Raw genomic sequence first — 13,640 nt, forward strand, 5'->3', positions numbered from 1 at the left:
AACATATAAATTGTTATGAACTTTATATAATATTTCCATAGTTTAACTCCTTTCATTTTGCCGCCTTGCTTCAACGTCCAATTCTCCGCGCTTCGGCCTCCCTTTTGGACTTCCTCCTGCCTATTTACTGCCTTCCCACCACTTCAGCGTCCAATCCGCCATACTCTCGCTCTCCTTTTGGACTTCATCCTGCCTTCTCACCACTCTAACGTCCAATTTGCCACCCTCCACCTTGGAGTTAGAACATCCTCTCAAAAAACACTTGATTTTCAGACACAAATATATACATAATTAAGCAATGCCAATATGTTTATGGCAATTTTGCATACTCTGAAGCTGAATGGATATCATATATATATCAGCGGACAGCTCCACCCGCAAAAGGAGGCAGGTGTGAAAAATGTAATTTTTCACACACACGATTTGTGCTTCGCTCAAACTTGAAATGCGCTAAGAAGCAGCGCAAGAATGGAGGTTTTATGATAATAGATTTTCATACACATACATTTCCAGATGAACTCGCTGACAGGGCTGTTGGTACATTAGCCCACAGTGGCGGCATCCATAACTATCTTGACGGAAGAGTGGACTCACTTAAAGAATCCATGAAAAAGGCAGGCATTGATTACTCCGTACTGCTTCCCGTGGCAACCAAGCCTAATCAGTGCGACACAATCAATACACTTGCTTTAAAGACTAATGAAACAAGTAAGACAACCGGGCTGATTTCATTTGGGGCAATACACCCAGCTTGTGAGAATTTTAGAGAAATACTGAACTGGCTTTCCAACAAAGGCTTCAAGGGAATCAAGCTGCACCCCGTGTTCCAGAAAACCAATATAGATGATATGCAATCATTAAGACTTATCGAATATGCGTCATCGCTCGGACTTATAATACTTATACATGCTGGCTTCGATGTGAGTTTTCCAGGCTGCGACGAGTCAAGCGTAGACAGACTTGCCACAATGATTCAGGAAGTAAAGCCTGAAAAACTCGTACTCGCACACATGGGTGGCTGGGGACAATGGAACGAAGTCGCCGGCATATTAGAAGAAGATTACATGAAAAATGTATACCTGGATACATCATCATGCATCAAAAAACTCAACCACAATGCGAGCCTTCCAATAGAAAAATTTAAGAAAATGGTTCTCACCCATGGCGCCGACCACATATTATTCGGCTCTGACAGCCCTTGGGACGACCAGAAAGACGCTGTGGAACTTATAAAGGAATGTGGATTTTCAGAAAAAGATACCGATGCAATACTTGGTAAAAATGCGGTTACGCTCCTTAATTTATAGTCCCATACTCTTTTGCGGATACAAAATTCACGCAGGCTGCCAATTTCTAAACAACCTGCGTGAATCATATAAAAAATGACATTATGAATCATATTTTCCCATAGACGCAAGCCCCGCATTCAAGCCTGCGCCTTACGATACACTACATTTTCACTACTAATAAAACCATTAAAGCGACATGCACAACCAGCATCGCAGGAACCGTATACTTAAAATACCACTTTTTTGTCTTATGTCTGAACATCTGCATTGCAATAAAAGCTCCAAGCGAACCGCCGATTAGCGCTGTAATAAGAAGAGTTGCCTCCCTTATGCGCCATTTGTTGTGTATCGCTTTCCACTTATCAATTCCATACAAAGCAAATGTTACTACATTAATAATCAATAAATATATTCCTATAATCTTAAGCATTACCTCTCTGTAAACGCATAATTCCAAGTCTTTGCGCCGTCTGGCTTATTCTGAACAATTGACATATTCCACTTGTCATTGCCATTAATTGAGTAATATGGCGACTTCACACTGTTCGACATATAGATTATGACGCTGTCTCCTTTCGCATCTGGTGTATCCATTGTACCATAGAATACGTAAGATGCATATGAATACGCCTCATCTCCCGCCTTTACATAACTGATATATTCAGAATTTGTCTCAGGTTCATACTCCTCTACACTCATTTCGCACTTATCAATCACAAGACTACGGTAATATACCTTAAGATACTCTTCAGCCTCCTTCTGTGTCTGCTCCGAAACCTCTGCCCTGTTATTATCCTTAACCTTGAAAATCACTGGTTTAATAAGCACTATAATAACAATGACTGCAAGCAGAAATACTGCAAATGCAATAATAAGAGTCACCCTTTTCTTAACAACATTTTTATCATCCATAAATCCTGCCCTCCTTTTCCAATGCATCTTATTAAAAATGTGTTTCTTTATTTACCATAATTATACAACATGAAACTTACATCCAGCTTACATGGACATATGATAATATATATTTGTACTTGCCAATCGCATGATAATCTGCTAAACTACACAGGCTGTGTTAATATACAGCATATCGTGTGTTCGAGACCTTCCACACGCAAAACAAAACTAAAGGAGATAATTGAATATGAAGAAAAAAGGAATGAGTGTGAAATTCATCACACAAGCCGCTGTAATTGCAGCAATCTATGTAGTACTTGTAGTAATCTTTAACTACATCAGTTTTGGACCAGTCCAGTTTCGAATCGCAGAGGCACTTACAATACTGCCTTACTTTACACCTGCAGCAATCCCAGGATTATTCGTTGGATGTATAATTGCTAACATCCTTGGTGGTGCAATCGTATGGGATGTAGTATTTGGAAGTATTGCAACACTTATCGGTGCAATCGGAACATACCTGTTAAGAAAGCATAAGTGGCTTGCCCCAGTTCCACCAATTGTTGCTAACACAATCATCGTGCCATTCGTACTTAAATTTGCTTATGGCTCAGAGGGCATATTTGCAATGTTCTTCGTTACAGTTGGTGCTGGCGAGATAATCGTATGCGGAATTATCGGAATGATACTTTTATATGCACTTACACCAGTAAGACATGTAATATTCGGTGATGAACGCTAATATATAATAAAGCAGATGTACCGGCCCCCAAAAGTTAGACTTTTGGGGGTCTCATCATTTTTCTACCACATACTTATATTTCCCATAACAGCTACAAAAACAATTACCGCTATAATTATGAGCATCGATACCGCCCTTGCTCGTATCCCCTGCAGAAAGCTGCATAAAACATATGTAACTGCGTATACCATAAGCATTATTGCCAGCCTTACAATTAAACGGATTATAATAAATGTCCCAATAGTAATATCAAGACCGCATCCCCGCATAAACATAAGACTCATAAGCGGAGCCTGAATATATGGCATTCCATAATAACTGCTAAGGAAAAACATATCCGTCCCATACACAATGGCAAAAAGAACAATACTTAACAATAAAGAAGCCACTATTCTCTTAACCCTGACTTCATTTCTTCCGCCCGCTGCATTAACTATATATTTAGTTCCTGTTCTGTTTTCAATTCCAATATTTTCAGATACAATCATCACAACAGCAACCAGAAGTGCTATAAGAAGCACCATTTCACGCACCTTTGAATACCTGCCGAAAATCTCCTCATATCCCCTGTCAGACATCATATACCCGTGGATGCCAGTATCCGCTTCAAGCCCCGTAAGATATTGATATTTCTCCTCAAACTCCCTTACAGAAGAACACCTTGACGCATATACATAAACCTCTGCATTAATCTTAGAAAGTTCCTCTGGCTCAAGCTCTCCGCCTCATATTTCGCGGCAGCCTCAGCCGCTTTCTCTACAGCATTTACATAATCATTTTTCCGCCCATTAACAAGTTCCTCTATCTGTGAATAATCTGCACCACCACTCTCCAGATATATCCTGTCACACTGTTTCATACTGTCTGAAAAAGTCATCCTGCCGTAGCCAACAAAATAAATAACAATCGCCAGAAGCACCAGTATAACCGTAATGCCCCTGCTTGTAATTAACAGTTTATGTAATTCTTTAACCACAGCCGGCATCTTAGAAAAAATGTGCTGATATCCTTCATATATCTTATCCAGAACCTTTGTAAATACCGACCTTTTCTGTTGTGGACGCATTACCACAGTTCCCGACACTGCAGCCACAGCTGCGATACATAATATAACAATAAGAACACAGAACATAATTGCCGATTCAGATATAACAAAGCTGCCCTTTCCACGATTAGCATATGTACTTATAATCTCATTAACTCTCATAAGCCGTACAATATTAAACTGTTTAAATGCGCTGTATACACTGTGAATGTCTATTCTGAAATACATAAACACTTCAAGTCCTGCAAATAAAACAGTCATTATAATTGCATGGCTGCGTTTCCTGTTAAGCACAAACACAGCCCATAAAACCATACTAAGCACAATTACAGCCAGCGTACTGTAAGCGTAATCATACATAACATAACCAATCTGGCTCATCGGCATAGCAAACCTTTTAAATGCCTGTATATTCTGAACCGGTGCCGAAAGCGAATCTGCCCCGCCATATAAAAATAACGATGCTGCAAATGTGGAAAAATACAAACCTACTGTAACTATCACGCCGCTTCCCGTTATAACCATAAGTCTGTGCAGCGCAAGCCTTAATCTGCCATTCCCAGCCGAATGAACAACTTCCCACATTCCATTATCCCGTTCTCCTGATAAACCATATATTATAAAAACCATCATGATAAGTGATAAATAAAATGAAAAATAATAATTTACCAGCCCTTCCACAGCCTTGTTGTTATCAACAATATAAAGAGAAACTTCAGATACCTTTGAAAAATCCTTTGCAGTCTTAATAATATTATTATATGTAAAACTGTTCTTATCTGAAAAAATCGAAAAAGACATAAGCTGCTGTGCATTTTCCTGTATCATCTTAATATCTTCCGGATATTCACTTATATATTCAAGCTGTATCTCAAGTTCTTTAAGCGTATCTAAAAACAACTTCTGGTTATGCTCTGATAATCCACAATATCTTTTCAAAACCTCGGATGTACCATCATAAAGCAGTTCTGTATCCTGTGCCAGAGAATCAGCCTGCCTGTACATTTCAATCGTCTGTATATCTGACCTTACAGCTTCCATAGCTTCATCCGTCTGATAATCCTTATAAATATCTGCCAGCCACTGCATCTGCCTTGAACTAAAGTTCAAATTCCTAAGCCCCGTGCCTCTTGCCTGCTGATATACATAAAAAGCTACATTTAGCATGATAAATGCTGCAAAAACAAATATAATTTTCCTGTTTATAAGCCTTCTAAATTCATTCATATCACGCCCTCTTACCCATAACAAGAATCCATGCTAATAACTATTCCACAGGAACTATACTCACATCACCTGCAATATTACTCTTATCAATGTATACAAGCCTGCCATCATACTCAAAAAACAGATATTTGTCGTCACCAAAATAAAGATTGCGCATCTTGCTGTTATCAAGTTCTATTGTATTAATAAGCGTTCCATCAGTCTTAAGAACAAATATCTTTTCATCCGTCTGTTCTCTGAGATTAGTCGCACTCGCTATTCCACCATTACACATGTATATATAACTACCGTCATATGATAACGATGCAATTATAATATCACTATCAGCCTTATATAAAAGAGAAGCCGTATTTTCATTAAGCTTTCTTGCATACAGTCCTTTACCTGTCACAAAATAATAGAGCATGTTATTCTGCGTATCAACATAATAATCAGAAATATTTTCATCAGACACTTTATCGCTTTTTTCCGTTGCATAATCATAATAATATAACTGGTAAGTCATATCTACATTCATAGTCTTAGCATCAATTGAACAGTTAAATATCTGGAAAAACAGCTTATCACCGAAACTTCTTGCTCCATATATTGCATTATATGCTCCCGGATAAGAAAACACTTCACTTGATTTTCCTGTAGACAACTCCACCTTCACAATAATTTCTTTATCATCCTTATTGCTGTCTACAGCCCCTGTATGTCCTATATGATCATATGCATAAACACAATCATCATGAAATGCAAGTGAAACAGATGTAGTTCCATTATTAGCGAACAATTCAGCAACATCTTCCCTGCTGCTGCCATCCTTAGCAATCTTGACCAGCTTTGCCATTCCATTATCCACTCTTACAACATATATATTTCCCTTGTAATAATGAATCTGTGTAGACATATAATCATTTCCCAGCATGGCATTACAGTCTGATGAATCATGCATACACTCTGCCTTTGCACAGACAGGTGTCGTTTTATGCGTATTGCCATCCATATATCTAATCATTGTAAGCATCTTATTATCATTATACTGCAGATAATAATATCCTGATTCTGCCTTACATACACCATGCGAATCCGTTCTCCAATAACTCTGTTCCTCAGATTCATTGCCGGACTCACCTATATTAACAGACTTATTACTACCGGCTTTTTTAATTAATAAAACTGCCGCCAATCCTGCTGCAATAACTACACATGCTGCAATTATAAAACACCTTTTCTTATTCACACAGCCTCACCCCCGCATAACCAAAAATAAAACAATCGTATTCACAACTATAATGAGCGGTATTCCCTTGCTTGAATTCTTCTTAAAAATGTGTCTTGAATATTGTCTTACCTGCTTTTCCCTTACAGGAAACAAGCATAATCGACGACATAATAATAATTAACCCCACTGCTGCACTTCTCATGTAATCCCCCTATATGATATTCCCACGGATATCTTATTAAGATTATTATGTCACTTTTTGTAACATATATCAAATCTTTCATTAATCAAAAAAGTTTTACAACTTTTGAATTAAGAATCACTCCGGCAAGCACCACTCCAACTATTATGCATATTTGCAGAACCGATATTCCACCATAAAAATCAATATATGTTACAATTCCCGGAAATGTATAATAATGCAGTACATTAACACCTATTTTATAAATATAATACAGAACATTTATGGACAGACACGCTAACACGCCCACTCTGTAATTAATTTTTGCCGACAAATATGTAGCAATTGATGCAAATATATTTATTCCTAATATAGCCGTCACTATATTAACAATTATGTAACCCCTTACAGATATGTTAAAAGGATAATCTGCAAATGCCTGAATGCTTTGAATTAATATATCATACCTTTGAATATCTAACACCTTGGTAACATTATGATAATAGTAACAATATACACCTGCACACATTACTGTATTAACCACTGCATTAATAAGCAGCTTCCTTATTATCCACCTCTTTCTGTTCCTTCCTGTCCTTACCAATGCAAGAACATTCTCGTCCTTTTCAAATGAAATTACTCCTACATTAAGCAGGCATGCTGTTATAAGACATATGCACATCAATAGTTCCTTATTATCACGCTGTCTTTCATCAAATAATTTATTATATGCATATTGATTTATAAGAGAAACATTTACACCGTCATCATGCTTTTCATTTACATAATGAACCAGATTAATTTCATGATTAAGTATTACCATCTGTGCATTATTGTCTTTCTCTGCCTGCATTAATTGATATTCCTGTATGAGTTCTTCCTCCAGACTATATAATCCGCTTTCTGATAAGGCACTATTATTCTGACAAAATGTATACACCGTACTTTCAACCATATTATACTTGAGCTTATATGCAAATGTATAACTGCTGACTATAACAATCATAAGGCAGTACACTATCAGCATCCGCCGTTTTATCAGAATTTTCCACAATTCCTTCATAAAAACAGGAAAATTTGAAAATATCCTGTTAAACTGTAGGCTGATTTTCCCAAGAAGCCTCTCGATAACCCCTGCCTTTCGCTGTGTCTTTTTGAGACTACATGCAAAAGCCATCATCGTTGATAATAATATTATTATCAAACCTACCCATACTGTGCTCTCCTGTACATCACTTATAAAATATGTGTAACCCCAGTTCTCATATTTAAACCATATTGTATTATCTACAAGATTACTGATATTAATATATTTAATACCTCTGAATATGCTTTTTGCTGAAATCAATTTAGCAAGCAGAAGTTCTATTCCAACTATCATTACAGAAAATGATAGACCTATATTCTTATTATCAAATAAATTAATTAAAGCATATAAAAATACTGACATTGCAAATGTAACTGCCACTGTCTTAAAAGCAACAGTCAAAACCAATCCCAATCTGCTCATCCCCATAGAAACAAGATAAATTTCTGAATCCGACCCAGACATTCCATTTATTGAACTCCAGTCATTATATACAAATAATGAAGTCATTGTAATCGCTGTATACGATAATAGCACTACAGCAATAGACAGTATAAGCAGCACGATTATACGCTTCAGCTCTAATATCATTCTTCCATTAGGAGCACTTTTTATAATGTACTGCAATTTTTTCGAGTCTGACTGCATTCCATAGATAAATATAAGCATTATTACAATAATAAAATATCCCATATATTTATATTCTGCTATACTTCTCAGCCATACATCACTACTATAATCGACATCATAATCATATGCCTTCTGCAAATCATTCTGTGTCTTTATTAATTCCAGTCTGCTTTCCCCTGATTGTGCATACATGGCATTATTTTTATATCTGTCTATATTCGCCAGCTTATTCTCTATATTAATCTTATAATTTCTGACAAATTCCACTTTTTCAGAAAAGAGCGTTTTAGCTTCTATATACTGTTCATTATCTGTAATATCAGGATTATCTGATTCATATTGTCTTATATATCCATGATAATCACTTATATTTCCCTCATTTAATTCCCTGTTATATTCTTTCAGCATATTATCATATATTTTGTATGAATACTGTCCGTTATTAATAATGCAGAATAAAACTATATTAAGCACAATTATGAGAACTGCTGTCAGAATTCTTTTTAAAGATATTACCTTAACTAATTCCATTCGCATCCCCCTTGTTCCCTCTCAATTTACATAATGCCAGCCTTACCGTTTTCACGAAAGACTGGCATTTTATTATTTACTCCATTGATATATTTTTTTTGCAGTACTTCCCTGCATATCTTTATCAGATAAATCTATAGCGTAGACAGAATATGTATTCACATATGGTTCAACTTTATTATCAAAAAATTCGATATTATTATTTTTCCATCCTTTTGCATTATTACGCTGCATTCCTACATAGATATTATTGTTATCAATACCTTTAATTTCTATGCCGGAAAATGTTCCATCGCTTGATCCGTCACCAGCAAAACTGCATGTCCACACTACCTGTTTATCCGCATTTACAGCCTTTATATTCCCTTCATTATGTAAAGCCTCATAGAAATATATATCCCCGTTAATATATCTTAGTGATGATATTTCCAATGCTTCCGGATTGTTATATATTTCCTCTGTTTTTCCATCAACTGATACTTTAATAATCCGCTTATTGTCTGTAACAATATATAACGAATCATTATCATCCGCTGTTATATAAGTCACTTTACTTATTATGCCTGTCTGACTGCCAAGTATATCTGTTGCATTATCAGTATTAATGTTAAGCTTTTCCTCAAATTTTCCATTATAGATGTCATATCTGTAGATTCTGTACTGCACCGGAGTATTCTTTGAACCATATCTTGTATCTCCACCGGCTATATAATATACACACTTATCTCCGACGCATACCTTACAGCATGCCATATTAAACAATTCGTAATCTATTGGAAATATAAAGCTGCCTAATTCTTCCACTTTAGAATTACCATTAATTGCAATTCTGTTACAGCTCACCTTAGTATTGTAATCATCCTCAACAAGATTCTGTGCATTCGTTGGCTGTACAGAATAATAATACAGGTAATTCTCATGCATGGCAGCCACCGTTGAAGTATTCGCAGATGCTATTCCCACAATCTTTCCGTCTGACGCAAGACATGCTACCTTACTTTCATTATTAAACTTTTCATCATATTCCATAAGATAATCGCCAGACTCGTCCCTTTTTATCATATAAATATGATTATCCTTATACCATACCATATTACCAAGACAATTTACTGATACACCATTTAAGTCATATGGATCATAATCCATCTTATCTGCTGCAAATGCTTTGCACTTACTATCCTTATGTGAGCATGTCATATCCGGACACATCGGAACTGCTTCATTATCAGTCATATCATAAAAATACAGAATTCCATTTGTCAAAAAAATGAATCCGTTATCAGTAAATGCCGCACTGTTGCTCACAGATTTTTCATATAAATCATGATTATATGTGTAATTAATTGTCTGCTCCTGCGTAACATGATTGTCTGCATCCTTAGCCGTTGTACATCCACATAATATTGTTGATATACTTAACGCTATCATTGTAAAACTTTTAGTTTTTCTAAATAAGCTGCGCATATACATTCACATCCCCATAATTATCTACAGACATGCCGATTTTAACCAATTGACTATCATTGATTTTAACTATTTTATATACAGCAGACATGCCCAAATAAGTATCTTCGACGCTATATGAAACCCCATTGCCATCAATATCCAAACTATTAATATGTATTGTATAATCCTTTATTCTTGACCATGAATCCTCTTCATACTCATAACTAATTTCAAAATATACATTCATATGAATTTCATGTCTAATTCCCCATAGCGTGTCATATAATGTAAAATTTTGATTAAAGTTTTCATTACCATCATATTCAGTTAGCATTATTCCATTGTCATTCTCCGAAGCAAACACATTTGTTGGAATAATCATAATTAACGCCATAATTAAAGTAACTATTGATAAAACCTTTTTCATACCAAATTCCTCCTTAAAGTATATTCCGTTGACGCGTCTAGTGTCAACAGCTTTTAGTTATTTTGTGTAATTAATTACTTACACTGTTACTACTTTTCTTTCTTCTTTAACATATCAGGCTCTTTCGGCTGATATATTGTAAAGAACGATGCAGAATTAACAGAAGTCTTAGCAACCTTCTTAGCTGCTTCTGCCATTCCTTTAAGAATCTGTTTCATGAAATCTACCCTCCTTTCGCATGCCTAATAACAGCAACAGTCCTATTATCAGAAGCATTGTATTAATATACAGGCTTATATGACATAAGATTGTATATTCCCCATATCTTATGACCATGCCCATAATATTTAACATAAATGATATCAGCATAGATGATATTCCTAAGACAGTGCTTATAATCATATATTTGTGCTTTTGTTCAAAAGTAAGCCTCTTATTATGATGTTCTAGTGGTGCATTAAGTACGATTATCAGATATCCTGCTGCGGCTATAATCCATGTCAGAACATCTCCTTTAACAAGCAACTGGATTCTAAGTATAATCAATGAAATTAGAAAAACTCCACAATAACATATATTACATCCCAGATGCGTATCCGCATGATATCCACCCGTATACCTCCTTATGACAATCATCATTATGTTGTATACAATTGCATACCATATATTACCCGTTATTAATCCTATAATAAGTACCAGTATTACACTTATAATTCCTGCTACTATTAATTCCACTCCATATGCACACACTTCTCTTTCTTCTTCAGTAATCACATCCTTAGACACAAAAAAATCAGCTATAACCAATGCAACTGAATGAATCATATACATAATTCCTTTCACTTTATACATTGATTATAGCTGATTTAATTTTTTAAAAAAGTAGTTTGGCGTATTTGGTAATATATGGCATAATCTGCACATTTTTATTTTCAAAAAAGCTATTGACAAACTCTTTCCAGTATGCATCTGCAGATTAGATAATTATCTCCCTGTCCTTCATAATTGATAGTTCCATTATATTTATCAATAATATCCCTGATATTCATAATTCCAAAGCCATGCAAATCTTTATCTTTCTTAGTTGTATTCATATCAGGATTACTCTTTAATACATTGCCTGACGTTGTATTGCCTATATCTATATACAGCTTCTCCTTATCCTCCGATATCTGTAACCTTATTGTCGAATTATTACATTGTCCTGCCGCTTCAATAGCATTGTCACACAGATTCTCAAGAAGTATATACAGATCCATATCATCAATACCCTCAATATCTCCCAGTACATAACACCCCATATCTATTCCATTATTGCGACACTCGTTAATCTTTCTGTTCAACAAATAATTAAGTACAATATTATTACTTACAATCTCTGTAACATTAATGTTCTTATAGCCTGTACGGTATTTATCAAGCACCTCAAGTGCCTTTGAATACTTCTCATCCTGAATAAGCTCACTGATAAGTATCAGGACATTCTTAATGTCATGTCTTTGCTTACTGTTCTGCTTCTGCATATCAAGTATTGATTCTATATCTTTCTCTTTCTGCTGATATGCACTAAGCATAACCTGCTGCCGTATCTTTTGTTCATATAATTTCTGTTCCATAATAAGCAGTAATATACTAATCACATTAACTATTACTATACCAACTACAGCTACATATGTATATATCACATTCATTTCATAACTCTTATCTGAACGATATATCATAAAACAGCATATTACCACTGAAATTGCTGGTATCATTGACATAGTAAACATATATTTATTATCTTTTTCTTTTAAAACCTTCTTTAATTTTATAAAGAATCCCAGAAACAACATAAGTAATAACTGTACCAGTATACCACTTACATATCTAGAAGCTGTACCGAATGGAATAGCATTGAGAAAGTCTTTTTTTATAACCAGTGATATTAAACCAACACCTAATAATGCACTTCCAGCCAGACAACCTATCATCATAACATTATAGAATAGCTTCTCAATAATAGTACCGCCCAATACCCAAAAGCTGAATATAAGAGAATAAATCATATATATGTATATTCCCACACTCTCAAAATATGCAATATGATTAGATACTGTAAGATATATGAATGTGGTAACTATCCCGATTATGCCTATGCATTTCTTATTATACTTATCCTTACATCCAAGACTAGCCATAAGGAATACTGTCACAACCACACTCTGAAACAGATTTATGACATTTTCAAATATTATATGCATCATATAAACATTCTCCTTATCTCATCGACTCTGCTCCTGCTTATGTGATAGCTTGTACCATCCTTCATAATAAGATTATCTCTTTTTCTTTCTTTTACATAATCCTTATTAACCATCTCTCCTGATGATATTTTAATAAATCCTAATGGTTTTAGTTTGTCTTCATACTTACTTAAGTTCGCTCTTATTTTTCTCTCACCATTCTCGCCTTTGAATATAAGATTATGTTTTATCACATTTACTGCTACAACATCCGAAAGCCTTATTATGTCACCATCTTCAATTACAAGTATCTTCTTTTTTTCTCCGAGATAACTCATGATATTGTACATCGTATGCACAATATCATCTTTCATATTGTTTTTTCTTATAAACCCTATTGGTCTGAAACCAAATGCCTGATACACATAATTATCATGTGAAGTACAGAATACTATCCCTGCATCCTTCTTTCGTTCATGTATCCTCGTTGCAATATCAAATCCATTCACCGTTCCACACTCAATATCAAGTATGAATATATCCGTATCTTCTACTGCTTCCTCAAGCATTTTCTCCGGAGACTGATATACCACAACTTCTGCTATATCAGTCTCTGAAACATGCTTTGCATATTCAGTCTTTATATATCTGCTTATTAATTCGCCATGCCCAGGCTCATCATCACATATAGTAAATCTCGTCAAAT

The 13,640-nt window shown here is 35.2% G+C and carries 14 protein-coding genes; 2 read left to right on the forward strand and 12 right to left on the reverse strand.

Annotation, left to right across the window (positions count from 1 at the left end):
• Window positions 1-479 precede the first annotated feature (479 nt).
• Window positions 480-1,307 carry an amidohydrolase family protein gene (locus tag DW963_RS11525; protein ID WP_117915895.1) on the forward strand — a complete coding sequence of 276 codons (828 nt, stop codon included), beginning with the start codon at window positions 480-482 and terminating at the stop codon, window positions 1,305-1,307.
• A gap of 142 nt (window positions 1,308-1,449) precedes the next feature.
• Here DW963_RS11525 and DW963_RS11530 read toward each other — a convergent pair whose 3' ends face one another.
• Both DW963_RS11530 and DW963_RS11535 read right to left on the reverse strand, forming a co-directional pair.
• The gene (locus tag DW963_RS11530; protein ID WP_117915897.1) at window positions 1,450-1,719 is read right to left on the reverse strand and encodes a DUF1294 domain-containing protein; all 270 of its coding nucleotides are present in this window, start codon (window positions 1,717-1,719) and stop codon (window positions 1,450-1,452) included.
• Window positions 1,719-2,201 carry a hypothetical protein gene (locus DW963_RS11535; RefSeq protein ID WP_117915899.1) on the reverse strand — a complete coding sequence of 161 codons (483 nt, stop codon included), beginning with the start codon at window positions 2,199-2,201 and terminating at the stop codon, window positions 1,719-1,721. Before DW963_RS11535 ends, DW963_RS11530 begins: the two co-directional genes overlap by 1 nt.
• Before the next feature lie 229 nt (window positions 2,202-2,430).
• Between DW963_RS11535 and DW963_RS11540 the strand changes: the two genes are divergently transcribed.
• The gene (locus tag DW963_RS11540) at window positions 2,431-2,925 is read left to right on the forward strand and encodes a QueT transporter family protein (protein ID WP_117915901.1); all 495 of its coding nucleotides are present in this window, start codon (window positions 2,431-2,433) and stop codon (window positions 2,923-2,925) included.
• Window positions 2,926-2,987: 62 nt separating this feature from the next.
• Here the strand turns inward: DW963_RS11540 and DW963_RS11545 are convergent, their stop codons facing one another.
• The 10 genes from DW963_RS11545 to DW963_RS11590 all read right to left on the reverse strand — a co-directional run bounded on the left by DW963_RS11545 (window position 2,988) and on the right by DW963_RS11590 (window position 13,638).
• Window positions 2,988-3,506: a hypothetical protein gene (locus DW963_RS11545; RefSeq protein ID WP_147347599.1), complete on the reverse strand. Its 519-nt coding sequence runs from the start codon at window positions 3,504-3,506 to the stop codon at window positions 2,988-2,990.
• A gap of 65 nt (window positions 3,507-3,571) precedes the next feature.
• Window positions 3,572-5,197 carry a hypothetical protein gene (locus DW963_RS11550; protein WP_117915906.1) on the reverse strand — a complete coding sequence of 542 codons (1,626 nt, stop codon included), beginning with the start codon at window positions 5,195-5,197 and terminating at the stop codon, window positions 3,572-3,574.
• Between the two features lie 40 nt (window positions 5,198-5,237).
• Window positions 5,238-6,425 carry a hypothetical protein gene (locus DW963_RS11555; protein ID WP_117915907.1) on the reverse strand — a complete coding sequence of 396 codons (1,188 nt, stop codon included), beginning with the start codon at window positions 6,423-6,425 and terminating at the stop codon, window positions 5,238-5,240.
• Between the two features lie 269 nt (window positions 6,426-6,694).
• The gene (locus tag DW963_RS11560; protein WP_117915909.1) at window positions 6,695-8,836 is read right to left on the reverse strand and encodes a hypothetical protein; all 2,142 of its coding nucleotides are present in this window, start codon (window positions 8,834-8,836) and stop codon (window positions 6,695-6,697) included.
• A 72-nt stretch (window positions 8,837-8,908) separates the two neighbouring features.
• Window positions 8,909-10,300, reverse strand: a complete 1,392-nt coding sequence (locus DW963_RS11565; protein ID WP_147347600.1) for an NHL repeat-containing protein — start codon at window positions 10,298-10,300, stop codon at window positions 8,909-8,911.
• Window positions 10,284-10,709 (reverse strand): hypothetical protein, encoded by a 426-nt coding sequence (locus DW963_RS11570; protein ID WP_117915913.1) that lies wholly within the window; start codon window positions 10,707-10,709, stop codon window positions 10,284-10,286. Before DW963_RS11570 ends, DW963_RS11565 begins: the two co-directional genes overlap by 17 nt.
• Before the next feature lie 89 nt (window positions 10,710-10,798).
• Entirely contained in the window at window positions 10,799-10,927 is a 129-nt protein-coding gene (locus DW963_RS11575; protein WP_117915915.1) for a cyclic lactone autoinducer peptide, read from the reverse strand.
• Window positions 10,911-11,534 (reverse strand): accessory gene regulator B family protein, encoded by a 624-nt coding sequence (locus DW963_RS11580; protein ID WP_158567426.1) that lies wholly within the window; start codon window positions 11,532-11,534, stop codon window positions 10,911-10,913. The genes DW963_RS11575 and DW963_RS11580 overlap by 17 nt, the downstream gene beginning before the upstream one ends.
• 116 nt (window positions 11,535-11,650) lie before the next feature.
• Window positions 11,651-12,955, reverse strand: a complete 1,305-nt coding sequence (locus DW963_RS11585; protein WP_117915919.1) for a sensor histidine kinase — start codon at window positions 12,953-12,955, stop codon at window positions 11,651-11,653.
• Window positions 12,952-13,638, reverse strand: a complete 687-nt coding sequence (locus tag DW963_RS11590) for a LytR/AlgR family response regulator transcription factor (RefSeq protein ID WP_117915921.1) — start codon at window positions 13,636-13,638, stop codon at window positions 12,952-12,954. Before DW963_RS11590 ends, DW963_RS11585 begins: the two co-directional genes overlap by 4 nt.
• Window positions 13,639-13,640: the final 2 nt, after the last annotated feature.

Origin of the sequence: Eubacterium sp. AM46-8 (genome assembly GCF_003466705.1) — a bacterium.
In the GTDB taxonomy this organism is placed as follows: Bacteria; Bacillota; Clostridia; order Lachnospirales; family Lachnospiraceae; genus Lachnospira.

What these genes read in the sequence shown, in the direction of transcription:
- DW963_RS11525 (WP_117915895.1), top strand. Translation starts at nt 480, where the DNA reads ATGATAATAGATTTTCATACACATACATTTCCAGATGAACTCGCTGAC.
- DW963_RS11530 (WP_117915897.1), bottom strand. Translation starts at nt 1,719, where the DNA reads ATGCTTAAGATTATAGGAATATATTTATTGATTATTAATGTAGTAACA.
- DW963_RS11535 (WP_117915899.1), bottom strand. Translation starts at nt 2,201, where the DNA reads ATGGATGATAAAAATGTTGTTAAGAAAAGGGTGACTCTTATTATTGCA.
- DW963_RS11540 (WP_117915901.1), top strand. Translation starts at nt 2,431, where the DNA reads ATGAAGAAAAAAGGAATGAGTGTGAAATTCATCACACAAGCCGCTGTA.
- DW963_RS11545 (WP_147347599.1), bottom strand. Translation starts at nt 3,506, where the DNA reads ATGATGTCTGACAGGGGATATGAGGAGATTTTCGGCAGGTATTCAAAG.
- DW963_RS11550 (WP_117915906.1), bottom strand. Translation starts at nt 5,197, where the DNA reads ATGAATGAATTTAGAAGGCTTATAAACAGGAAAATTATATTTGTTTTT.
- DW963_RS11560 (WP_117915909.1), bottom strand. Translation starts at nt 8,836, where the DNA reads ATGGAATTAGTTAAGGTAATATCTTTAAAAAGAATTCTGACAGCAGTT.
- DW963_RS11565 (WP_147347600.1), bottom strand. Translation starts at nt 10,300, where the DNA reads ATGCGCAGCTTATTTAGAAAAACTAAAAGTTTTACAATGATAGCGTTA.
- DW963_RS11570 (WP_117915913.1), bottom strand. Translation starts at nt 10,709, where the DNA reads ATGAAAAAGGTTTTATCAATAGTTACTTTAATTATGGCGTTAATTATG.
- DW963_RS11575 (WP_117915915.1), bottom strand. Translation starts at nt 10,927, where the DNA reads ATGAAACAGATTCTTAAAGGAATGGCAGAAGCAGCTAAGAAGGTTGCT.
- DW963_RS11580 (WP_158567426.1), bottom strand. Translation starts at nt 11,534, where the DNA reads ATGATTCATTCAGTTGCATTGGTTATAGCTGATTTTTTTGTGTCTAAG.
- DW963_RS11585 (WP_117915919.1), bottom strand. Translation starts at nt 12,955, where the DNA reads ATGATGCATATAATATTTGAAAATGTCATAAATCTGTTTCAGAGTGTG.